The sequence below is a fragment of the Candidatus Gromoviella agglomerans genome (assembly GCF_021065005.1).
Classification (GTDB): domain Bacteria; phylum Pseudomonadota; class Alphaproteobacteria; order CAJXXZ01.
In genome coordinates, this window is sequence record NZ_CP069247.1 from 149715 (window position 1) to 175715 (window position 26001).

The window sequence follows — 26001 nt, forward strand, 5'->3', positions numbered from 1 at the left end:
TAAAAAGTTAATGCAATATCTTATTGAATTCCCCTGAGAAAACTCATATTGAGCTAAACTCTAATCCTGTTAAAAAGATTGCACGATAATAACTGAATTGTAAATTCACTTCATCTGACCAAATAAATAATCACTTTCCAAAGAAGAGCGGCTATAACTCATACATTCTTCAAGATATTCAGAAATTTCAGAAGAATGTTCAACTCAATTAAACTCATACCTCATCAACTTGAATCGTCCTTAGCTCATAGACATTCTGCTGCTTCCGCTGAGCAAGCTCAGCCTCCAAGTCATCAATATGACCCTTCAACTGAACATTCTCCTCCAGCAACCGAGCAATCCGAGCCTGCAGCGGATCATTCAACTGAACCTTCAAATAATCAAGCTGACGCTGCAACTGATCAATCTCACTCTCCTCATCCTCATCCTGCTGAACCTGCTGACCATCATCCTCATCCTGCTGACCCTGCTGACCCTCATCCTCATGCTCCTGCTGACCCTGCTCCTGCTGAGCCCGCAACTCATCAATCCGAGCCTGCAAGCGATCAATCTCCTCCTGCACCGCCGCATTCAACTGAGCCTTCAACTGCTCGATCTGCTCCAGATCCGGCAATTGCTGCTGAGCCAGCGTCAACTGCTGCTGCAACTGATCGTTCTCTGTCGTAAACGGCTCGATCTGCTGCTGAGCCACATTCTGCGACTGATCGATCTCCTCAAACAACTCCTCCTGAACCTCCTGAACCTCCGGCAACACCGCTTCGTGACGCTGCTCATGGTAACTATTTAACTGACGCCTGAATGCAGTAATACCATGGTCCACATTCGTATTCAACTGAGCCAGCATCCGAACAATCCGACCATGCAGCGGATCATTCAACTGAACCTTCAAATAATCAATCTGATTCTGCAAATTACCAATCTGATTCACCAGACCCTGATCCAATTGATCATTCAATTCAATAACCTTACCCTGCAACTCATCAATCCGAGCCCGCACCGCCTGCTGCTCCTCCTGCTGCTCCTGCTGCTCCTGCTGACCCTGCTCCTCCTCCTGCTGACCCTGCTCCTGCTGATTCTGCTGACCCGTCAACTGGGAGTGCAAATCAGCAATCTCCTCCTGCAAACCAGCAATCTTATTCTGCACCTCCTGATTCAACTGAGCCTTCAAATGAGCCATGTGACGCCGCAAATCAAGAATCCGAGCCTGCACCGTCACATTCAACCGAGCCTCCAACCGAGCATTCTCAACCTCAACACCCAGCAACCGAACAATCCGATCCTCCACCGACTGATTCAACTGAGCCTGCAAATCAGGAATCTGATTCTGCTGCAAATTAGCAATCTGATCCACCAGATCCTGATCCAATTTACCATGCAATTTAAGAATCTGAGCCTCCAACTCATCAATCCGAGCCTGGTGATTCAGCTGATTCTGCAACTGAACAATATCATGCTGCTCCTTCTGCAACCGAACAATCTCATTCCACACCACCGGTTCCAACTGACCCTTCAAACTAGCAACCTCACCCTCCAACTCATCAATCCGAGCCTGCACCGCCGCATTCAACCGAGCCTCCAACCGCTCGATCCGCTGCTTCAACCGATCCCTCTCAACCTCAACCTCCAGCAACCGAGCAATCCGATCCTGCAGCGGGGCATTCAACTGAGCATTCAAATGAGGAATCTGATCATGCTGCAAATCAGCAATCTTATTCACCAGCTTCGGATCCAATTGACCATGTAATTTAACAACCTCACCCTGCAACTTATCAATCCGAGCCTGCACCGCCTGCACCGCCTGCTGATCCTGCTGACCCGTCAACTGGGAGTGCAAAATATCAATGTCATCCTGCAACCGAACAATCTCATACCGCACCGGCTGATTCAACTGAGCCTTCAAATTAGCAACCTCACCCTGCAAAACATCAATCCGAGCCTGCACCGCCTCATTCAACTGAGCCACCAACTGCTCGATCTCCTCCGCCGCGCGCTGCTCCAACTCTCTGTTATGCCCCATCAACCGCCCGATCTGGTGCTGAGCATTCAAATTAACAATCTGATCCTGCACCTCCTGACACTGCTCCTGCTGAAACTGGAAATAATCAATATCAGCCTCCAAAGGAGCAATCTTATCCCGCAACTGCGCGTTCTCTTGCTGCAACCGCTCGATCTGCTGCTGAGCCTGCTGCTGCAACTCTCTGTTATGCCCCATCAACTGCCCGATCTCCTCCTCCAACCGCTCGTTCTGCTCCGCCAACTGCTGCTGAGCCAGCGTCAACCGCGCCGGCAACGGCACGATCTGCTCCGCCAACTGCTGCTGAGCCAGCCTCAACTGCTCGATCTGCTGCTGAGCCCCGTTGTTCTCATCCGCCGCCGCGTGCTGCTTCAACTGCCCGATCTCCTCCGCCAACTGCTCGTTCTGCTCCACCAACTGCTGCTGAGCCAGCCTCAACTGCCCGATCTCCTCCGCCAACTGCTGCAATTGCTCGATCTGCTGCTGAACCAGCCTCAACTGCTGCTGCAACCGCCAGTTCTCATCCGCCGCCTCATTCAACTGCTCGTTCTGCTGCTGAGCCCCGTTGTTCTCATCCTCCGCCGCGTGCTGCTGCAACGGCACGTTATCATACGCCAGCGTCAACTGCTGCTGCAACTGCTCGATCTGCTCCGCCAACTGCTGCTGCAACCACTTGTTCTGCTCCGCCAACTGCTGCAATTGCTCGATCTGCTGCTGAACCAGCCTCAACTGCTGCTGCAACCGCTCGTTCTGCCCCGCCACCTCATTCAACTGCGCGTTCTGCTGCTCCGCCGCCAACTGCTTCTTCAACTGCTCGTTCTGCTCCGCCAACTGCTGCTGAGCCCCGTTGTTCTCCGCCGCCTTCTTCAACCCCGCGTTCTCCTCCTTCAACTGCTCGATCTGCTGCTTCAACCGCACGATCTCCTCCTCCGCATTCTTCAACTGCTCCTTCAACTCCGCGTTCTGCTGCCCCGCCGCATTCAACTGAGCCTCCAACCGCTCGTTCTGCTGCTGAGCCCCGTTGTTCTCGTCCTCCGCCGCCTTCCGCTGAGCCAGCGTCAACTGCTCGTTCTCCTTCGCCACCAACTGCTGCTGCAACCGCACGATCTCCTCCTCCGCCGCCTTCAACTGATCGATCTGCTGCTGCAACTGCTCGATCTGCTTCTTCAACTGCTCGTTCTGCTGCTTCAACTGCTCATTCAACCCATTGTTCTCTTGCTTCAACTGATCGATCTGCTGCCTCAACTGCCCGATCTGCTGCTGCAACCGCACGTTCTGCTCCGCCACCAACTGCTGCTGAGCCTGCTGCTCCAACTCTCTGTTATGCCCCATCAACTGCCCGATCTGCTGCTGCAACCGCACGTTCTGCTGCTTCAACTGCCCGATCTCCTCCTCCGCCTCCTTCAACTGATCGATCTGCTGCTCCGCCGCCAACTGCTTCTTCAACTGCTCGTTCTGCTGCTGCAAGATATCGTGCATAGACTTCAAGTCATCGACCACCATCTCCAACTGCCTGATCCGCTGCTGAGCTTCCTGCAACTGCTCGTTCTGCTGCTTCAACAGCCCGATCTCCTGCACCGCCGCATTCAACTGAGCCTCCAACTGCTCGTTCTGCTGCTGAGCCCCGTTGTTCTCGTCCTCCGCCGCCTTCAACTGATCGATCTGCTGCCTCAACTGCCCGATCTGCTGCTGCAACCGCACGTTCTGCTCCGCCACCAACTGCTGCTGAGCCTGCTGCTCCAACTCTCTGTTATGCCCCATCAACTGCCCGATCTGCTGCTGCAACCGCACGTTCTGCTGCTTCAACTGCCCGATCTCCTCCTCCGCCTCCTTCAACTGATCGATCTGCTGCTCCGCCGCCAACTGCTTCTTCAACTGCTCGTTCTGCTGCTGCAAGATCTCGTGCATAGACTTCAAGTCATCGACCACCATCTCCAACTGCCCGATCTGCTGATGAGCTTCCTGCAACTGCTCGTTCTCAGCACCCAACCGATCACGCAATGCCGCATTCTGCCGAACATTCGAAGAAGTGCCATGAGACTTCAACTGCTCGCTCAACTCTGTCTGCAATCTTTCGTTCCGCAATGCAAGAGATTTGTTCTGTGCATCAATCTCCTTAAAGTTACGAATAACAAAATCGATATCCTTCAACTGCTCTTGCTGCTTATGATTCAACATCTGGTTCTGATTCTGCAACACGAGCATCTTTCGATCTTTTTCAGCAAGTTGTTGCTGCAAATTACGAATAATATCTTCTGGATCATATCCACGCTGACCATTCAAATACTTTTGCGTAGCATCCAATTGCCGATTCTGAACCTTAAGAAGATTTATATGGACCCCACCTGGAGCAGCCTGCTTCTGAGGATTATAGCCAGGAGCTGCACCATTTACGGAGCCAACCTTCCCCACATAACCCGGAGCTGCTCCATACGGCCCAACCGCCCCCCCATAGCCAGGAGCTGCTCCATTTACGGAGCCAACCTTCCCCACATAACCCGGAGCTGCTCCATACGGCCCAACAGGCCCCCCATAGCCAGGAGCTGCTCCATTTACGGAGCCAACCGGCTTCCATCCACCAAATGGCGGACTATAAACATTATTCACATACGGCACTGCTTCCGTCGACCCATTCTTCGACGAAAGATGAAACTGATAAGAAATCAAACATAATAGTGGAATAAATACCTTTTTCACAAACTAAATTAAATGTATGAGTGTATGAATTTACCAGTAATAAAAAGTTAATGCAATATCTTATTGAATTCCCCTGAGAAAACTCATATTGAGCTAAACTCTAATCCTACTCAATATTCTGAACCTTATTTATTTGAGTCACGGTTTAATTGTGGTGTATAAAAAAATCTACTTTCTTCATGATCAATGAAATTCGGCTGCTTACCCATTGAACCTTCGAACGACTGCACAAGCTTTAAATTATCCAAACGAACAATAATATCATTTTTTCTCTTTAGCAACAGTTGAAACAACAATTGCCTATAATTATTCTTGGGAATGGACAACACAACCTCATTAATAATACTAAAAAAATCATTAAATGCATTACACAACGCACGATAAAAATCATTATAAAAAGTATTATCTGTTCTAAAACAATGAATATAATTTGCATTAGATAACAGTTCATCACAGAAAAAGCAAAATTTTTGCAAAAACGGATATGGAGTATCAAATCGCAGACAAACCAGATTTATACGATCAGCGTCCATAGGATCTCCTTGCATATATTGTCCTAATTGTATACCCTTTCTGTCGAATTCTACTGTATATTGCGCCTTCTTGCTTGCCAATTCTGCTTCATATTGCGCCTTCTTTCTTTCCAATTGTGCTCTACATTCAGACGAAATAGATGCAACATTCTCTGTAAAATAAGCAAGCAGATTATTCGAATTCGGATTCATAATAAGCCTCAATTCATTCTCTAATTTATCCTGTCTATTCAATTGACTATCAAACAAAGCCTGCAAGTCCATCCTCTCCATATAATACAAAGCATTCTGCAAGTACATCATCTTGTTATACAAAGTAAGCATGGAATGATTCTGCAAATCAACCTGCTCCGAAGGATTTTTCTTCTGCAAACCTTGCCGCTTTTGCTGCAATTTCTGCTCGCAATCATTTATGTTTGTCTTCAAATAATATATCTGCTCATACAAATTCTGCTGCTGCTCCCAAAACTCAAGATACTTTTTCAACTCACGACACAAATTACTCTGCTCCAAAAATTGTTGATCCCCCAAAGACTCTTCCTGATTCAACTTTTTCTGCTTCAAATTCTCATTATACTCCTTCTGCAAATCATATATCCGATCATTCACAGTTGTTATCTGACTAGTCAAAAAACGCACCTGATTACCATGCAACTCACACATCTTCTGTTCTAAAATTTCTTTCTGGTGCTGCTGCAAAACCTGTTCCTGCTGCTGCTCCAAAGCCTGTTCCTGCTGCTGCAAAGCCTCTTTCTGCTTCTGCTGCAAAACCTGTTCCTGCTGCTGCAAAACCTGTTCCTGCTGCTGCAAAACCTGTTCCTGCTGCTGCTGCAAAACCTGTTCCTGCTTCTGCAAAGCCTCTTTCTGCTTCTGCTGCAAAACCTGTTCCTGCTGCTGCAAAACCTGTTCCTGCTGCTGCAAATCGTGCCATTCTTGCAAAGCCTCTTTCTGCTGCTCCAAAGCCTGTTCCTGCTGTTTCTGCAACTGCTCCAAAGCCTGTTCCTGCCGCTGCTGCAAAGCCTCTTTCTGCTTCTGCAAAACCTGTTCCTGCTGCTGCAAAACCTGTTCCTGCCGCTGCTGCAAAACCTGTTCCTGCCGCTGCAAAGCCTCTTTCTGCTTCTGCAAAACCTGTTCCTGCTGCTGCTCCAAATCACTCATCTGCTGCTGCAAAACCTCTTTCTGCTTCTGCAAATCATCCTCCAGCTGCTTAGACAAAGCAAATATCTGCTTGTGTAAAATATCGTTCTCATCCAAAACCTCTTTCTGCTGTTTCTGCAACTGCTCCAAAGCCTGTTCCTGCTGTTTCTGCAACTGCTCACGGAGATCTATAGAAGCAGCTTGCAATTTATTAAACAAAATAAGAGCCGGCCTCTTAAATTGATCATTCAACTGCTCGTTCTCCTGCTGCAACTGCTGCAACTGCTGTATCTGCTGCTGCAACTGCTGTATCTGCTGCTTCAACTGCTTGATCTCATCATACTTCTGAGATAATACACGACATAACAGAGCGTTCTCATTGGACAATTGATTGAAAAACTTCTGTCTATCCGCACCCGCCTTCAACTTATCGTTCTGAGTCTGTAATTGCGCGTTACTCGCATTCAATCGCGCGATCTCTTCATCCTTCGCCTTCAATTTCGCCTTCAACAAGCGGTTCTCCTGTGCCAACTCAGCGTTCACCGCATACATACTACTCTCATCTGTCTTTTTCATCTTCGCAGTCTTATGCATCGCAGCATTCAAATCATTGCTCGCTTGGATGTGAGCATACTTCAAAGGTTGAATCTCAGCTTTCTGGCGCTTCATGTTAGCATTCAACTTTTTCAACGCTTGGCTGTAACACCACTCAAAATGTTCAATCCTACGTTGAGCGCGCTTCAGATAATCTATATCAGGGTCTTCAGTCCCATCATCATACACTACACGATTCCTTGCAATAGCATTCTCAAGACGGGGCAAGGATCCTTTATCTTCATCCAAACGCGCCTTCAAGCACTCGATCTCCACCTTCAAAGGCTCGTTCTCAACATCATAGCGCCGCTGCGCTTCATACAAAGCCTGCCACGCAGCATGAGAAAGAGTCCTCAATTTCGCAATATTCTCTTCATCAGCATGCAAAGCATTAATCTTCTTCAACCTACACTGCAACTCTGCATTCTCCACCATCAATGATATGACCTCGTGCTCACTCTCCTTTACCCTCTGCGCATCCCTCTCATAAGCCCTGTACTGACTAAGTAACTTAGAGGCTTGCAATTCCTTCAAACTATCCATCCTATGACCCGACTTGAAGTACGCAACCTTTTGTTTTAACTCTTTCTGTATTTTAGACAAACTATCATTATCAGCGACATCTCTTAACTCATCAATCGAAGTGATCAATGCCTTTAATTCAGATTGCAGATCCGTCAAGTTATCAGTGTTATTCAAATCTGCAATGTACACAAGCAAATCTTTCAACAAAGGCCTCTGCACATTTCTCACACTGAACAAATGAGTAATATCTTTAATCTTTCGATCTTTTTCAGCAAGTTGTTGCTGCAAATTACGAATAATATCTTCTGGATCATATCCACGCTGAGCATTCAAATACTTTTGCGTAGCATCCAATTGCGATGGCTGAACCTTAACCAGATTTATATGGACCCCACCTGGAGCAGCCTGCTTCTGAGGATTATAGCCAGGAGCTGCACCATTTACGGAGCCAACCGGCTTCCCATAAGAGTAAGCAGCTGCTCCATACGGCCCAACCGGATTCCATCCACCAAATGGCGGACTATAAACATTATTCACATACGGCACTGCTTCCGTCGACCCATTCTTCGACGAAAGATGAAACTGATAAGAAATCAAACATAATAGTGGAATAAATACCTTTTTCACAAACTAAATTAAATGTATAAGTGTATAAATTTACCAGTAATAAAAAATTAATGCAATAAGTAAAAAAACTAAAAAAATGTCTGAATTTATTACAAAATAGACACTATGTTTACGATTGACCAAATGATCATATTCGTTAACTGCAAATCCAAGAATTACTTTTGCGATAAATATCTCTTATCGTGGGTTCAACATATTCTTCAACCCAACCATATAATCATTAGACTTTAGACTTTTTATCCAACGCCTGCTGATACTAGGCATCTTTCTGAGCTTTCCAAGCAGAATATTGCTCAGCCATCGCCTTCAACCCAACCATATAATCATTAGACTTTTTATCCAACTCATGCTGATGCTCGGCCTCTTTCTGAGCTTTCCAATCGGAATATTTAGCAGCCATCGCCTTCAATTCACGGATATACCAAGCACACTTCTCATCAAATCGCTGCTGATAGTTATCATTCAACTCCTTCAACTGGGCATCTTTCTGAACTTTCCAAGCGGAATAGTCCCCCTCCATCGCCTTCAACCCAACCATATAATCATTAGACTTTTTATCCAACTCATGCTGATGCTCGGCCTCTTTCTGAGCTTTCCAATCGGAATATTTAGCAGCCATCGCCTTCAACTCATCAATATACCAAGCACACTTCTCATCAAATCGCTGCTGATAGTTATCATTCAACTCCTTCAACTGGGCATCTTTCTGAACTTTCCAAGCGGAATAGTCCCCCTCCATCGCCTTCAACCCAACCATATAATCATTAGACTTTTTATCCAACTCATGCTGATGCTCGGCCTCTTTCTGAGCTTTCCAATCGGAATATTGCTCATCCATCGCCTTCAACTCACCAATATACCAAGCACACTTCTCATCAAATCGCTGCTGATAGGTATCATTCAACTCCTTCAACTTAGCGATATACAAAGTATCCTTCTCATCAAATTGCTGCTGCTGATTCTGCTGAAGTTGTTGATCTATAGGTAACATTGCTTCCGTCGACGCATTCTTCGATGAGATATAAAACTGACAAGAAATCAAACATAAAAGTGGAACAAATATCTTTTTCACAAACTAAATTAAATGTATAAGTGTATAAATTTACCAGTAACAAAAAATTAATGCAATATCTTAATTAAGATTTCTCAATTTTATTACTCTAGATTCTGTTCCAATCAATCAAATCACATTCGTTATTGTTATCTTTTTATTCATCTGTTATATTTAGTCAATCTCATTTATATTTTCATTGTTTGCATAATAAAGTTCAGTGCTATAATTTTTATATAAAAAATCAGTCGTCATTGGCACAAAACTCATGATATCATCATAAAAAACTACTCTCAATGAAATTTTTAATTCACAAATGCAATAATATTTCAAAAATACTAAGATGGATCAAAAGTCATTACAGTTTCATTCCACAGTCAGAAATATTTCGTGCAATTAGAGAAAAAGATATTCTAATTAATGGAAAAAAATGCAAATTTAGTTCTATTGTAAATGAGAATGATGAAATATCGCTTTACTCAGGATTAGTTAATAAATTTTACGATTCAAATGAAAAAAAAACTGCGAATACAATCAAAAATACTCATAGATATTTTGATAAATTATATGAAAATGACAATATTATAGTTGTAAATAAAAAGTCAGGAATTTCTACTCAAGGCGGTACAAATATCAAACTCTCACTTGTAGAAGTAATCTCACAATCTATAGGGAAAAGAGCATATATCACTCATCGACTGGATAAAGATACGAGTGGAGTCATCATTTTTGCGAAAAATGCAGAATATGCATCGTTAATATCAAAAGAATTTAGAGAAAGAAGAGTATTCAAAAAATATCAAGCAATAATTCACGGAAACGTAAGAAAAAACAGCATAACAATTCAAACAATAATGCAAAAAATATCAGGAAAATGGGGTGAACTCATGATATCAAGATCAATAGATGATACAAATTTCACTCAAGATTTAGATTCACCTCTCACAGATGGGCAAATCGCAATCACCAAACTTGAAGTAATTGAACGATTAAACAAAGAAAAAGAAACATACACACGAGTAAATTTATTTCCAATCACAGGAAGAAAACATCAACTCAGGAGCCACATGCTATTCATAAATCATCCAATATTAGGAGACAAAAAATACTATGACGAGAAAAACACTTCACGAAATGAGCGAATGCTACTTCATTGCTGCGAAATTAGCTTCTCATCAATCTCATTTGATGAAATGTCAAGATTCACAGCTGAAGCAGAATTCTGATGAAGATAATAATTATCACTGAATATTTATTTCCTTCACAATCATATTGATAAATCTACAGAAACTCACAAAACAAAAATGGTATAGTAGTTTAACTAAAAAAACTACACAATTTATTAAAAAAAGAAACAACTTTATCCTTTATCATGCCAAAGAAACTCTTGTTATAAGACTCAATTTTACTAGAATTACTATCGCTATCAGTCAATAGCTGAGTATTGATATAATTATCTTCTTTATTTGACATATGATCAAAATTCGCAAGACTAACATTATCAGAATTATAATCACTATCACAAAAAACATTAATCTCATCATCTGTCGAATCTTCAATACTATCTGTAATATTACTGCAATTAAAAGGCCTTGCCTGAGATAACAAATTCCATTTCATTTGCATACGATAATAGTTAAATGCATCATAATCTTCAGATCGTCCACTGGCCCAAACTTTTTGCATCAAAATTTCAAGATTTTCAATATCTGCAGAAGTAATAATTTGATCAACACCAAGATAACCTGACTTGATATTAATGTTAGAGAGAAAAATATAGTACTCCATCTTGGCTTCAATAGATATCGATAAAGACCTTATATCAATTGCACTATAAGAAGCCTTAAGAGACTCAAGTGTTTTATTCAATTCAGAAAAAATATCAAAAGTAATTCTTTCACTCTTATAATGTTCCATAATTTTATTATTCCAATGCTCAAAATATCTCAATCTCAGATTGTCTGAGGAATCATTAAAATCAACATTTTGAGACAATTCCGCATCTGAATTAACAAATTGAAAAGGAACAAAACAAATAAAGCTAACAAGAATACATATAAATTTTGTATAATTATTATTCATAAATATTAAATAAGAATAAGCCATTACCATTATCATCAAATAAATAATATCAATATTTTACTAACGAATGAACATTACTCTATGAGAACGGATAAAAATTCAAAAGACAAAAGTCAGCACTAACGTTGATTTAACCTCATAGGTTAATAACAAAAATATAATGTAAAGATTTATCAAAATACAAGTTTTTTAACAAGAGAAGAGGTTTTATTTACAACTTTATTACTATCAATAGTCCCTGTTTTATCTAATACCTTGCCACCAAATGCACTAGAAGGAGAGCAGCCCTTACCACCACCAAATGCACTAGAAGACAACTTTGTAACAGATGGAATTTTATTTACAACTCCATATGATATAGGTTTAGAAAGTGCTATATTAGACTTATCGATAAGACATTGGGTTCTTATGTAAGCACAATTAACCTTCCAATTCAAGCTTTCAATATCAGTTTTACTAATCTCAGATAATAATTCATTAGACTTTTTAATAGCCTCATCACATCTCTTAAATAAACTACCAGTATCAATATCAATACGTCTAGGAACATTACTTTGACGCTCAACACATACGTTCAAAAAATCAACTGGAGGTAATCTATAAGGCGAAATAGGCACACGAGGACGACGAACATTCGAATTATATAACTCATTAAGAACAGTCCAATCATTATTTGCACGAAACTCATCATCTGTACTACAACTAGAACAAACACTTTCATTAAGTGCAGCATTAGATTCAATATTATTAGCAACAAAATGCAGACAAAAAATAACACCAAACAACAATTTATATGAACACATAAATCAAATATTAATAATTCATAAAAAATCTTACTATAAAATAAATATTTTGTAAATAAATATTTTAGATCAAGAACAAATCAAAATATCATGGCATAAAGAATTATATTAAATTTTGATCAAACTCACATGAAAAATTCATAATATAATAATAGAACCTTAATCGAAGTCATTAATTAATCAATTAAACCAAGAAATATTTTATATATCAACAAAACTTTTTCTATTTACAAGTTTTTTTCACCATTTTTTTATTATACTACCATAAGATCTCATGCACCCATAGATCAGAATTCATACTACGCGAGAGATGGCTAAGATTAAATATACTACCAAATTTTCACTCCATGACTATAAAACTTGCATCCTCCTTCTTTGAGTTAATTTTCTCCGCATTATGAACCTTGAATCAAAGGAAATTTATAGAGTTTATGCGAACATTTTACGATTACGAAATGCTCCAACGTCGTCGGATTTCTTGCATTTCATGACCATTTTCAGCGTTAAACTGCGGCGCACGTACCTGATTTTTCTGATTTTGCCGCTGCGCACGTAGCTGATTTTGCCGATCTTGCTGCTGCTGTCCCGCCTGCTGACCCTGCTCAATATCTATCAGCAATTGTTTAATCCGTTCTTGAAATTTAACAGGAGCCACGTGGAAAACATAACCAATATCTCTCCCAATCCTACCTAAATTTTCATTTCGTTTCTTTAGATCCATTCGTTTACAATTTTTGAAATCTTTTTCCCATGATCCAAGACAGTCTACCAAGATCCGAATACATTCTGCTTCTTCTTTATTACTACTGACGTACTGCGCCTGACCTGGCTGGACATACGAAGATTTCTGCTGATGCTCATACGACACATATGGCAACGATGATTGACGATTCTGCGACGACAATTGCTGCGCAGATGGCGACGCAGGTGGATGACCCCTGTTTTGTTGTGAGTGTTGTTGAGTTTGTTGCACTTTATATCCTGAACTTCCATCATTTCCTGCCTGAGCATTGGCTTGAGTTTGATATTTAAATGGTTGTTTGATTTGCCTTTCATTAACATTGCCCAGCTCCTGTTTGGCAAAGAAATTTCGTATATTATTAACGATCTGTGGTTTTATAATACCACTCGAGTATTCTACTGTCGGCTGTTGTTGTTTCACCCCATAAGCTATCATAAAATAACAAGTAAGTGGCAGCGCCTCCAACTCATGCAATTTAAGATGTCCAAATTGTTGCTCTGATGCATTTTGTATGTCTACCCATCTACTCAGCCACTCATAATACAAAGGCTCATCAGACTTATCCAAATACACATAAAAACTATCATAACATGGCGAGCCATTAATATTATAACCAACATGTATATTTACAGGCATAATATATTTTCCTGCACAAACAAGAATAGATGGTGTAAGTAATGTCGTAGAATTTGCAAATGTCACCTGACCAAGATACGCACCCAAAAATCTCTTTCCATTTTTTAAGCCATTATAGTATGCGTTCATTTTTTCAAAAAACTGAACATGATCCTTAGAATTTTGAGCGATTTTTAACAAATCAAAAGGATTCGTCTCAGCAACAGGCAGAGAATAAATACGAGGAGGAGTATATGAGGAAGGACAACACATCATGCCATAACCATCAGAATCCACACAAGAATGGAAAGGACCACTTAACTCGATGTTTTGATTAGGCAACTGAACATCAACTGGCTGCACATATCGTTTTTGCTGCTTATACTTACTAGCTTGTGGCTGCCACTCAAACTGCGCCCTCTGCTCAGGCTGCTGATAAACCTGCTCAGGCTGCACCGACCAATTATTCGGCACATGACCCAGCTGCCGCAATATATCCACAAAACACAGAGGATCCCTATAATCATATGGAACTTTACCAGTCCTAGTGCCATCAGGAAAGTGCGCTTTATAATTCGTCACGGGCATATACCAAACAGGTTTCTCAATGATCGAACACAACTCCTGCGGCTGCGGCGGATTTGAACAAGGAATAGGAGGAGCAGCTAACACACTAACACTTCCAACACCAAAACACACACTCAAACATAAAAAATTTCTCAAAAAAACATTCATATACTGTATTCAAAAAAAAATCACTGAAAGTCTAATATAGTAAACACTATAAATCAATCATTTACAAAATTTAATCATTCACAATATTCTTTCTCACACATTCAGGTTTTAGCTATTATCATGTATTAAACTTAGACCAGACAAAATATTTATTTGTAATAAAGTCATCTACATGCGTTCAAGTTGATGCAATCCACTTATCACTCACGATTGCTGCGCAGATGGAGTGATATTCTGCTGCAATAGATACCCCTGAGACATGATAGTCTGACGCTGCTGCACATACGGTACCTGATACTGCGCATCTATAGTACCCGACTTAGGCGGCAGAGACGGCGACAGCGACGGCGGCACATACTGCAGCGAAAGTGTTCCATTAGGAATTTGCGCCAGCTGCTGCGTAGATGGCTGCTGCGCACAAATAAACGGATAATGATACAAAATCACAAAACCAGTTGAACAAGTAAGTGGCAGCGCCTCCAACTCATCGAATTTAACCTGTCCAGGTTGTTGGATTGATGCATTTTGTATGTCTACCCATCTACTCAGCCACTCATAATACAAAGGCTCATCAGACTTATCCAAATACACATAAAAACTATCATAACATGGCGAGCCATTAATATTATAACCAACATGTATATTTACAGGCATAATATATTTTCCTGCACAAACAAGAATAGATGGTGTAAGTAATGTCGTAGAATTTGCAAATGTCACCTGACCAAGATACGCACCCAAAAATCTCTTTCCATTTTTTAAGCCATTATAGTATGCGTTCATTTTTTCAAAAAACTGAACATGATCCTTAGAATTTTGAGCGATTTTTAACAAATCAAAAGGATTCGTCTCAGCAACAGGCAGAGAATAAATACGAGGAGGAGTATATGAGGAAGGACAACACATCATGCCATAACCATCAGAATCCACACAAGAATGGAACGGACCACTTAACTCGATGTTTTGATTAGGCAACTGAACATCAACTGGCTGCACATATCGTTTTTGCTGCTTATACTTACTAGCTTGTGGCTGCCACTCAAACTGCGCCCTCTGCTCAGGCTGCTGATAACCCTGCGGAACCGGCTGCTGAGGCTGAGCAGGCTGCTGATAACCCTGCGGAGGCGTCTGCTGATAAACCTGCTGAGGCTGCTGCGGATAACCCTGCTGAGGCTGCTGATAAACCTGCTGATAACCCTGCTGAGGCTGCTGATAAACCTGCTGATAAACCTGCTGAGGCTGCTGATAAACCTGCTGATAAACCTGCTGAGGCTGCTGATAAACCTGCTGATAACCCTGCTGAGGCTGCTGATAAACCTGCTGATAAACCTGCTGAGGCTGCTGCTGATAAACCTGCTGATAACCCTGCTGAGGCTGTTGATAAACCTGCTGAGGCTGCAGACGCTCAACCTCTCCAGCACTATTCACTTGCGCCACAGGAGACATATCAGGCTTCTTATGAGTAAGCGATTGAAACGCCTCTGCAGATACAAGATGACCAAAAAAATAAGGACTAGGGTACAACAGAAGCGGAGGCTGTCCTTGCACCTGCCGCGCCTGCGATTGCTGCTGATAACCCTGCGGAGGCGTCTGCTGAGGCTGAGCAGGCTGCCGATAACCCTGCTGAGGCGTCTGCGGACGAGGATCATTAACATGCGAAATCGACTGCTGACAACCCGCCTGCTGCACCTGCGCTTCCGGACAAAACTGCCCCCCATCCGGTCGATTTGAAGCTAACACACTAACACTTCCAACACCAAAACACACACTCAAACATAAAAAATTTCTCAAAAAAATATTCATATACTGTATTCAAAAAAATCACCAGGAAAATTTTAATATAGTAAACACTATAAATCAATCATTTACAAAATTTAATCATTCACAATATTCTTTCTCATACATTCAGGTTTTAGCTATTATCATGTTTAAAATTAACGGTTCAACATAAATAAAAAAACGCAGACACAATATCTGTAAAATCAGTCAAAATTCGTTTGCATTCCTTCAATTCAACACAAACTTCAACACTTCTGATACATTGCTTACTCTGAGGATTTTTACATCTTTCATAATATCAAAATGACTTCTATAAATTTTATTGAGATCTTTTTCATTCTTATTGGGAATAATAATCTCTTTAATACCTTCTCGCGCTGCTGCAAATATCTTCTCTTGTAATCCTCCTATAGGCAATACTAATCCATGCAATGTAACTTCTCCAGTCATTCCTACAGAAGATTTCACAGATCTATTAGTCAAAGAAGAAACCAATCCAACTACAATCGCAATTCCTGCTGAAGGACCATCTTTGGGAATAGCAGCTTCTGGCATATGAACATGAATATCAATTTCATAAAGATTACAACTTATTCCCAATTCCAATGCATTTGCAAACACAAAAGTCCTAGCCGCTTTTACTGACTCTTCCATCACTTTACCAACATTACCAGTAATCTGCACATTGCCTTTACCTGCAAATGTCATCACCTCTATCTTGAGAATTTCTCCACCTACTTCAGTCCAAGCGAGACCATTTACCACACCGACGCTATCTTCATATTTATATCCCTCTCCGTATATCGGTTCGTCCAAAAATTTTGATAAATTCTTACTTGTTATCAATGACGATTTTCGTAAAAGCAAGCTATTCTCATCAACTGTGCTATTTTTTTTGTTCGCAGACATCTCATTATATAGTAAGAATTTTCTACAAACTTGATCAATTTTTCTAGATAAATTCCGCACACCAGATTCTTTCGTATAACAGTCTATAATTTTCCATATGGCATCGTCTTTAAATTTCATCTCATTATCATTAATTCCATTTCGACGAAACGACTCTGTCACTAGATAATTCTTGGCAATTTGAAATTTTTCAGACCGAGCATAACTTGGTAGATGAATAACTTCCATTCTATCTAGTAATGGTCTCTTTATATCCATAGTATTTGCAGTACAAATGAACATAACCTTCGATAAATCATATGCAACAGACAAATAATGATCCTCAAATCTAAAATTTTGTTGCGGGTCAAGTGCCTCCAATAAGGCTGATTCAGGATCACCACCCCTTCCCCCTCCAAGCTTATCTATTTCATCAAAAAGACATACTGGATTATCTGTTCCGCATTTTTTAATACCTTCAATAATTCTTCCATTCATAGCTCCAACATATGTCCTTCTATGCCCTCGTATTAAGGATTCTTCACTCACACCACCTAAGGCAATTGTTATAAACTTCCTATTTAAAGCCTTAGCAATCGATGCACAAATAGATGTTTTACCAACTCCAGGAGGACCAACTAAACATAACACACTACTATTTGGACTTTTTAATCTAGCTTGCACACATATATGTTCCAAAATTCTATTTTTTATATCTCTCAGACCATAATGGTGCTCATTAAGTATTTTCTGTGCATTTAATATGTCATAATTATCTTCCGAGATAGTACCCCAAGGTAATGACAAAAGAACTTCTAAATAAGTCTTAGAAACCGTCACTTCACTTGACATTGCATTCATTTGCTTTAGCCTATTAAATTCAGATTGAGCAACCTTTCTCGCTTCATTTGAAAAATTACACTCCTTTATTCTTTTTTCTAGCAAATCATAATCATTAGTATGATTATTTACACCTAATTGTTCTTGTATTGCTTTTAACTGTTCTTGCAAAATATAATTTGTTTGTGCTTCTTTTATATTTTTCTCAACTTTTTGATCTATTTTTCTTTTTTCTTGAAGAGAAAGGTACACTTTTTCCAAAAAAGCCTCTATGATTCTGGCTCTTTTAAGCAAATCACTTTCTCTCAATAAAGTTAATTTTTCCATAAAATTCATATTTGCCCTAAAAGAGACTAAATTCAAAATTTTCTCTGTTTCTGTGCTATTAGTACAATGAGATGTGCGTTCATTTATCAAAAGCATGAAATTTTTAGATATCATTCTTTCATCAAGCATGTGAATATCTCTTAAGTAAGATATAATCTTATCGAATGAACATCTGAGCTCCCCACCTTCTTCAAGAGTTTTAGGTACAACACTAGTCATTAAATGCACTCGCGCAAACAAACCGAAAGGTCTGGAATTTGTCAATTTATCAGAATTAAAACTTTTATCACTTGCTTCCTCATCTATTGATGATGCACTCATATCAGAATGAATAACATTCAGATCTTTTTCATCACCAACAATTTTTTTTTCAATTAGCTTAGCACGACACAAAGCAGAAAGCAAAACGACAACTACATCACCTTGAGAAACAAATTCCTTTATTTCACATACAACTCCCACAATATGCCTATCACAGATATTTTCCTTCGATAGCTTGCGTAATTCCTCATCATCACCAGCACAAACAAACACCTTGCTTGAAATATCAATTGCAGATTTTATAGTTGAAAGTTGAAAACTATCAAATTCAAAAAAAAACGGCACTGAAATATCAGGAAATAGAACAACATCTCTGCTAAATATCATAGGGTAAATAAAAGTATCTAAGAGCTCGTCATTCTTAGTATTGGTAAAGTCAATAGTCATTATCAGGAATCCACTTATTAGAATTTTCAAGAACAGATCTGACAAATTCTTGCGTTATTTTAATATTTTGGCGTTCTACAACACTTGGCATTTCATACATAAAATTCAGCAATAATTTTTCTAAAATAGCACGTAATCCTCTTGCACCTAACTTCAATCTCACCGCATACTTCGCAATTTCTTTTATAGCCCCTTCTTCAAAAGAAAGATTATGTCCATCAAGCTTAAATATAGTCTCATATTGCTTAGTTAAAGCATTCCGTGGTTGTTTTAAAACAGCAACTAGTGAATCAACATCCAATTCAGATAAAGTTGCAACAATAGGCAATCGACCTATAAATTCTGGAATAAGACCAAATTTTTTCAAATCTTCTGATGTAATATCGTTCGCACTTAAGAAGCATTGAGATTTTTTATTACACTCTTCTTGTGTTTTTTGAGGATTAAATCCTATTAAAGATTTACCAGTTCTGGCATTAACGATTTTTTCCAAACCGCAAAATGCTCCTCCACATATAAACAATATATCAGTAGTATCAACTTTCAAAAACTCTTGCTGAGGATGCTTTCTACCTCCCTTTGGAGGAACATTCGCGCATGTACCTTCTATGATTTTGAGTAGAGCTTGTTGCACACCTTCACCAGAAACATCCCTTGTGATAGAAACATTTTCAGATTTTTTGTTAATTTTATCAATTTCATCTATATATACAATTCCCATTTGAGCTCGTTCAACAGATCCATCTGCATTTTCTATCAATTTATGCAAAATAGTCTCAACATCTTCTCCAACATAACCAGCTTCTGTAAGAGAAGTAGCATCTGCTATCGCAAAAGGCACATTTAGCATCTTAGCCAAAGTTTTCGCAAATAGAGTCTTACCTGAACCACTTGGGCCAATAAGTAAAATATTTGATTTATCAAGTTCAACTGCATTGGAGTATACAGAACGATTTTGTTTTGAAAACACTCGCTTGTAATGATTATAAACAGCTACAGATAACACAACTTTTGCTTCTTCTTGACCTATAACATATTCATCCAACGCCATTTTCAGTTCTTTTGGCTTAGGCAAGCCATTTATTGACGAAGAGTTAAAGTCTACATTTTCATCTTCCTCAAGAATCAAAACACAAGCATAAGCACAATTTTGACATATATACGACTTCATTCCAGAAACCATTCTATAACTACCATCGGAAGATCTATTACAAAAAGAGCAGCGAAATTCTTCAGACAAATCATTTTTTTCCATAAATCCTCCAATAAAAATACATCGAGTCCACATTAGATATTTACAGATAAGATTATTATGAAAGTGATCTTAAATCTATATTAAATATCATACAATTTCACTCAATCAACTTTAACTCCTGAAAAAATTGTAAAATTAAAATTCATATAGCTAAAAATACTTTACAAATTTTCATAAAAAAAACACGCACAAGGATTAAACAAAATAAAAAATCATTGACTTCCAATACAATTACTGTAATAAGCATGTGACTACATATTGTTATTAACAACCACACTATCTATCAATCCATATTCTTTAGCAGTGCTTGCATCAATATAAGTATCCCTGTCAAGTAATGCACTAACTTTTTCTGCATTCATTCCAGTAGTCTCAACATATATTCGTTCAATCAGATTTTTCTGCTTATTAATGTGGTCAATTCTTATAGCAAGATCTGTAGCTTGCCCTCCCAATCCATACGCGAGAGGCTGATGCACCATAATCGTAGAGTGAGGTAGAGAATATCTCTTACCTTTTTTACCAGCAGAAAGCAATAAAGAAGCAGCAGAAGCACATTGCCCTATACACACTGTCGATACATCACATTTAATGAACTGCATTACATCATATATAGCAAGAGCTGCACTCACAGATCCGCCTGGAGAATTCATATAAAAAGATATGTCTTTTTCAGAGTCCTTAGATTCTAAAAACAGCATCTGAGCACAAATGGCACACGATTCGTCCATTCCGATCTCTCCACAAAGGAAAATTATTCTGTCTTCCAAAAGACGCGAATAAAGATCTGATCTAGATCCATTATCATTTACAAAAGGGACTATCATAATATATACAAAAAGCACGATAAATGTTATATCACCAACTTATTAATATCAAGCTAATAGCTTGAAACTACAAATTTGAAAAAACATCTTAAAATGATTACAAAAATCTGTAATGATCAGGAATTTTAATGTATCATTGAGCAAAATCTGCGCATTATTAATGTTTAAAAATTTAATTACTCAATTGTTTGGAACAAAAAGCTCAAGAAGATTGAAAAAACTTTCTCGCACAGTTAAAGAAATAAATTCATTAGAATCTAATTACGAAAAACTTCAAGATCATGAACTTCAAGCCAAAACATTTGAATTTAGAGCAAGAATATCATCCGGAGAAAGTTTGGATAGCATATTAGTTGAAGCATTTGCAGTAGTGAGAGAAGCTACAAAAAGAGTCACAAAAAAAAGACTTTTTGATGTCCAACTTTATGGAGGAATTATCCTACATCAAGGATCAATATCTGAGATGAAAACGGGAGAAGGTAAAACTTTAGTCGCAACTCTCCCATCTTATTTAAATGCCCTCGCAAATCAAGTGCATGTAGTCACTGCAAACGAATACTTGGCAAAAAGAGATTGTGAGAATATAGGACAAATTCATAAATTTCTGGGCTTAACTACATCATACATATCATCTTCTATTCTATCTGATGCGAAACATGAAGCATATTCATGCGATATAGTCTATGGTACAGCAAGTGAGTTTGGATTTGATTACTTGAGAGATAACTTAAAAGAGGATTTATCAGAAGTATTCTGTAAAAAAACTAGAACATTTGCACTGATTGACGAAATTGACAATATCCTTATAGATGAAGCAAGAACCCCACTGATAATATCTGGCCCAATGGACTTGAGCATAGATGGGCAGCAGATATCTTCAAAAGAATATATGAATATGGTTAACTCATTTGTCAAAAATTTGAAAAATGAGCATTACACAGTAGACATAAAAGAAAGAACTGCTCTACTCACTGATCTAGGAATATCATTCCTTGAGGAATCTTTTATAAAGTCAAATATAATCAAAGAAAATGAATCGATATATGATTCGCAGAACAAACATTTACAGCATTGTATTAACCAATTACTTAAAGCTTATCATATTTTTAAACGCGATGTGGATTATGTAGTAGAATATGACCAAATAATAATAATAGATGAATTTACTGGACGAAAAATGCTAGGACGTAGGTATTCTGATGGAATGCATCAAGCAATTGAAGCAAAAGAAAATGTAGAAATTCAAGAAGAATCTCAAACTCTGGCATCGATTACGATACAAAATTACTTTAGGCTATATGTTAAAATATCAGGAATGACAGGAACTGCAATTACAGAAGAGAAAGAATTTTATGAAGTATATGGATTATCTGTCGTAGAAATACCTACTAACAAAAAAATGATAAGGCAAGACAAAAATGATCAAGTTTATCGGACTTTCAATGAAAAAACTCAAGCATTATTGAATCTCGTACGTGAGCGACACGCAAAAGGACAGCCTATTTTGATAGGAACTCTTAATGTCGAAAAATCAGAAGTATTCTCTCATTTACTTCAAGTAAATAACATCCCTCATAAAATACTAAATGCAAAAAATCACGAAAAAGAAGCAGAAATAATATCAAACGCTGGCATGCCTGGAGCTATAACGATAGCAACTAATATGGCAGGAAGAGGAACGGATATTCAACTCGGAGGCAATGCAGAGACAATTCTTTCAGAAAGAGTAGGATTTAGAACACTATCGCAAAACGAACTAAATGAGTTAAAGACTTCCATAGAACAAGAAATTGCCGAAAATAGAAAGAAAGTTATAGATAACGGAGGATTACTCGTCATAGGAACAGAAAGAAACGAAAGCAGAAGAATCGATAACCAACTCAGAGGAAGAGCTGGAAGACAAGGAGACAAAGGAGAATCAATATTCTTTCTATCACTAGAAGATGACCTAATGCGTATGTGTGGATCAGAAAGATTAGAAAATATGCTGCAAAAACTTGGAATGCAATACGGAGAAGTAATAACTCATCCAATGGTTAGTCGATCAATACAAAAAGCTCAAGAAAGAATCGAAATGAGAAATTATAGCCATAGAAAGAGCGTATTAAGATACGATGATGTAAGAGATTTTGAGAGAAGGACCATATATTCTTTAAGAGATAGAATAATATCAAGAGGTAACTTAATAGAAGATGTTAGCAATATCATAAAGTCTGCATTTGATAAAATAATTGAAATCCATATCTCAAATGATGTTTCTTTAAATGTTATTGATTTAACTCCACTCATCAAAAAAATTGAAGATATATGCCCTAATGCAATCAATTTTCACCAAATAAATCTCAACAATATGACTAAAGATTCATTCAGTGCCTACGTGAAAAATGTAGCAAATCAAAAGCTAAAAGATCTGGAGCAACAAGTTAATAATTACGAAATTTTGTCAAAAATGTATAAAAATGTGCTACTAAGAAACATAGATCAATCTTGGCGCCGACATTTGTTAGCTACAGATCATATAATGAGCGGGATTCATTTTAGAGCATACGGGCAAAAAGATCCTGTAATAGAATACAAAAATGAATCATTTACACTATTTCAGCAAATGCTTGATGATTTTGATATTCAAAGCACAAAAGATATTTTTCATAGACTTACTGGTTATATAGAATTCTCTGCAGAAAATTCAGCTTTTGAAATAGAGCAAAATAACATGCCAACTCCTGAACAATTTATGGATTTGCTAAAAAAGATGAATATTGACTTTTCCAAATTTAAAGATATCAAAGAGAATGAATTTCAAAATCCTGAACTTACCATAAAATCTATGTCTATGAATTCTGAAATTGACAAATTCACTCTCGAAGAAATAAAAAGTGCGTTTCAAAGTGATTTCGATGAAAATTTTGATCAAATCGATGATCTTGTTGAACAAAATGAAGATAACAAAATCGAGGATATGAAAAATAAATTAGATAATATTAGGACATTATCAAATAATATCAAAAAAAATTCGATGAATTTTAAAGAGAACGTTGAGAAAAACTCAACAGGTAAAAATCAGACAAATGATATACATTCTGATGGACTTGATGCAACCGATCATAATCCAATATATTCCAAGGAAATTACAAGAAAATCTTACGAACAACATAAGGATGGAGCAGGCAGATTTGGAGACGCCCCAAGAGAGCGCAGGCCAGCTGCAAGATTTGGAACATCAACTGGAGCAGGCAGATTTGGAGATTCTCCAAGAGAGCGCAGGCCAGCTGCAAGATTTGGAACATCAACTGGAGCAGGCAGATTTGGAGATTCTCCAAGAGAGCGCAGAACTCCTGATGGAGCTGCAAGATTTGGAACATCAACTGGAGCAGGCAGATTTGGAGACGCCCCAAGAGAGCGCAGAACTCCTGATGGAGCTGCAAGATTTGGAACATCAACTGGAGCAGGCAGATTTGGAGATTCTCCAAGAGAGCGCAGAACTCCTGATGGAGCTGCAAGATTTGGAACATCAACTGGAGCAGGCAGATTTGGAGACGCCCCAAGAGAGCGCAGGCCGGCAACTGGGGCTGCAAGATTTGGAACATCAACTGGAGCAGGCAGATTTGGAGATTCTCCAAGAGAGCGCAGAACTCCTGATGGGGCTGGAAGATTTGGAACATCAACTGGAGCAGGCAGATTTGGAGACGCCCCAAGAGAGCGCAGGCCGGCAACTCCGGCTGGACGGTCATTTGATAAACGCAAAACATTCAATAAAAATTCTATGAGTAAGGATTTTGATAAGAAAAAATGATGAAATGAATAAAAATCTACCGACTACAAAAAACATTGAAAATGCTATAACAAAACATATCTTATAAAAATCAACATGATTCAAAGAGATAACAAAAATTGTGCAATATAACGGAAACTCTACTAATAATGTAAAAAATATGCTACAATTAGTAAATTTTTGCACGGTAAAATGATACTTGATGTTTGCATAGTAGGATCAGGTCCATCAGGGTTATTTGCAGCTTTTCAATGTGGAATGTTAGGCCTCTCATGCGTTGTACTCGAAACATTAACAATAATAGGAGGACAATGCTCAAATCTGTACCCGGAAAAATATATTCATGATATCGGAGGTATAAAATCAATCTTAGGAGATGAACTGATCAAAAAGCTTATCGAACAAGCAATGCAATTCGAAAATATATATATATTGACAAATGAACAAGTTGTTAGCATTAATAATGACTTTGACAATAAATCCAATTCCTTGAAACACGTGAATGAGAATTTTTTGAGAGAAAAAGGTGTCTATTCAAAAAATCATATGATAAACAATAGCAAGGAAAATCTTGACTATCAAGGAAAATTGATATCTGTAATAACAGCAAAAAATACGAGAATTTTGTGCCGATCAGTCATAATTGCATCAGGCATGGGCAGTTTTGAACCAAGAAAAATTCCTCTGCCAAATCTTTCGCAATATGAGAACATCTCTATATTTTATTCGATTACAAATAAGGATTTTTTTAAAAATAAGAATATTATCATTGTGGGAGGAGGAGATTCTGCATTAGATTGGGCAAATGATCTATCCAATATATGCAAAAATATTACTTTAGTACATAGAAGAGACACATTCTCAGGAATGAGCTCTAATGTAAAGAAATTGCCAGATCTAGTAAAAGTTTTAAAGCCATATAACTTGTTATCAATTGATAGCAAAGGTGATTTTGAAATTAGAGGGGCAATGTTCGTTAATATTGAATCTAAAGAGAAAATTTATGTAGAAGCAGATGCTATACTTGCATTTTTTGGCCTCAATACATCTATTGGTCATATGAAAAACTGGAAACTAAACATGGATGAAAAAAACAAAATCATCACTGACCCAATTACATGTGAAACATCAACATCTATGGTCTTTGCAATAGGCGATTGCGCTTCATCAGGTAAAATTTGTAAGCTAATCGCAACTGGATTTGATGAAGCTGCTCAAGCTGTCCATCAAATATTCTATAGATTGCATCCAAATACACGCAGAATTGATTACTCTACAACAAAATTTGCAAATGAAACTACACACAAACTTAACTGAAAATTATGATGAAATATAGTCTGAAATCAAACATATTCAAATACATTATTTGCATAATTGAGTATTATATGTTTTCTAAACAATAAGCAAAATACTATGAGATATTAGTGAATAAACAGATAATTGATGTCTA

General features: G+C 38.5%; 13 protein-coding genes. 3 read left to right on the forward strand and 10 right to left on the reverse strand.

Annotated features, from left to right (window positions below):
• Positions 1–214: 214 nt before the first annotated feature.
• From Gromo_RS00610 to Gromo_RS00620, 3 genes are all read right to left on the reverse strand, one after another.
• A complete protein-coding gene (locus tag Gromo_RS00610) occupies positions 215–4711 on the reverse strand; it encodes a hypothetical protein (RefSeq protein ID WP_231159039.1) in 4497 nt (1498 codons plus the stop codon).
• Positions 4712–4836: 125 nt separating this feature from the next.
• Positions 4837–8127: a coiled-coil domain-containing protein gene (locus tag Gromo_RS00615; RefSeq protein ID WP_231159040.1), complete on the reverse strand. Its 3291-nt coding sequence runs from the start codon at positions 8125–8127 to the stop codon at positions 4837–4839.
• Positions 8128–8383: 256 nt separating this feature from the next.
• Positions 8384–9199: a hypothetical protein gene (locus tag Gromo_RS00620; RefSeq protein ID WP_231159041.1), complete on the reverse strand. Its 816-nt coding sequence runs from the start codon at positions 9197–9199 to the stop codon at positions 8384–8386.
• 275 nt (positions 9200–9474) lie between these two features.
• Here Gromo_RS00620 and Gromo_RS00625 point away from each other — a divergent pair, with 275 nt between their 5' ends.
• Positions 9475–10404, forward strand: coding sequence for an RluA family pseudouridine synthase (locus tag Gromo_RS00625; protein WP_231159042.1), 930 nt, complete (start codon positions 9475–9477; stop codon positions 10402–10404).
• A gap of 91 nt (positions 10405–10495) precedes the next feature.
• On the opposite strand, the gene Gromo_RS00630 is transcribed toward Gromo_RS00625, so the two are convergent.
• From Gromo_RS00630 to Gromo_RS00660, 7 genes are all read right to left on the reverse strand, one after another.
• Entirely contained in the window at positions 10496–11260 is a 765-nt protein-coding gene (locus Gromo_RS00630; RefSeq protein WP_231159043.1) for a hypothetical protein, read from the reverse strand.
• A gap of 173 nt (positions 11261–11433) precedes the next feature.
• Positions 11434–12063, reverse strand: a complete 630-nt coding sequence (locus Gromo_RS00635) for a hypothetical protein (protein ID WP_231159044.1) — start codon at positions 12061–12063, stop codon at positions 11434–11436.
• A 448-nt stretch (positions 12064–12511) separates the two neighbouring features.
• A complete protein-coding gene (locus Gromo_RS00640) occupies positions 12512–14155 on the reverse strand; it encodes a hypothetical protein (RefSeq protein WP_231159045.1) in 1644 nt (547 codons plus the stop codon).
• Between the two features lie 204 nt (positions 14156–14359).
• Positions 14360–15958, reverse strand: coding sequence for a hypothetical protein (locus Gromo_RS00645; RefSeq protein ID WP_231159046.1), 1599 nt, complete (start codon positions 15956–15958; stop codon positions 14360–14362).
• Between the two features lie 204 nt (positions 15959–16162).
• Positions 16163–18697, reverse strand: a complete 2535-nt coding sequence (gene lon, locus Gromo_RS00650; protein ID WP_231159047.1) for an endopeptidase La — start codon at positions 18695–18697, stop codon at positions 16163–16165.
• Positions 18687–19952, reverse strand: a complete 1266-nt coding sequence (gene clpX, locus Gromo_RS00655) for an ATP-dependent Clp protease ATP-binding subunit ClpX (protein WP_231159048.1) — start codon at positions 19950–19952, stop codon at positions 18687–18689. Before clpX ends, lon begins: the two co-directional genes overlap by 11 nt.
• Before the next feature lie 251 nt (positions 19953–20203).
• Positions 20204–20782, reverse strand: a complete 579-nt coding sequence (locus tag Gromo_RS00660; RefSeq protein ID WP_420797328.1) for an ATP-dependent Clp protease proteolytic subunit — start codon at positions 20780–20782, stop codon at positions 20204–20206.
• 157 nt (positions 20783–20939) lie between these two features.
• Here Gromo_RS00660 and secA point away from each other — a divergent pair, with 157 nt between their 5' ends.
• Both secA and Gromo_RS00670 read left to right on the forward strand, forming a co-directional pair.
• A complete protein-coding gene (secA, locus tag Gromo_RS00665; protein ID WP_231159050.1) occupies positions 20940–24572 on the forward strand; it encodes a preprotein translocase subunit SecA in 3633 nt (1210 codons plus the stop codon).
• 171 nt (positions 24573–24743) lie between these two features.
• Entirely contained in the window at positions 24744–25868 is a 1125-nt protein-coding gene (locus tag Gromo_RS00670) for an NAD(P)/FAD-dependent oxidoreductase (protein ID WP_231159051.1), read from the forward strand.
• The last annotated feature ends 133 nt before the right edge of the window (positions 25869–26001 follow it).

Excerpts from the sequence above, each read along its gene's own strand:
- Gromo_RS00625 (WP_231159042.1), top strand. The coding sequence starts at position 9,475 with ATGAAATTTTTAATTCACAAATGCAATAATATTTCAAAAATACTAAGA.
- Gromo_RS00630 (WP_231159043.1), bottom strand. The coding sequence starts at position 11,260 with ATGAATAATAATTATACAAAATTTATATGTATTCTTGTTAGCTTTATT.
- Gromo_RS00635 (WP_231159044.1), bottom strand. The coding sequence starts at position 12,063 with ATGTGTTCATATAAATTGTTGTTTGGTGTTATTTTTTGTCTGCATTTT.
- Gromo_RS00640 (WP_231159045.1), bottom strand. The coding sequence starts at position 14,155 with ATGAATGTTTTTTTGAGAAATTTTTTATGTTTGAGTGTGTGTTTTGGT.
- Gromo_RS00645 (WP_231159046.1), bottom strand. The coding sequence starts at position 15,958 with ATGAATATTTTTTTGAGAAATTTTTTATGTTTGAGTGTGTGTTTTGGT.
- lon (WP_231159047.1), bottom strand. The coding sequence starts at position 18,697 with ATGACTATTGACTTTACCAATACTAAGAATGACGAGCTCTTAGATACT.
- clpX (WP_231159048.1), bottom strand. The coding sequence starts at position 19,952 with ATGGAAAAAAATGATTTGTCTGAAGAATTTCGCTGCTCTTTTTGTAAT.
- secA (WP_231159050.1), top strand. The coding sequence starts at position 20,940 with ATGTTTAAAAATTTAATTACTCAATTGTTTGGAACAAAAAGCTCAAGA.
- Gromo_RS00670 (WP_231159051.1), top strand. The coding sequence starts at position 24,744 with ATGATACTTGATGTTTGCATAGTAGGATCAGGTCCATCAGGGTTATTT.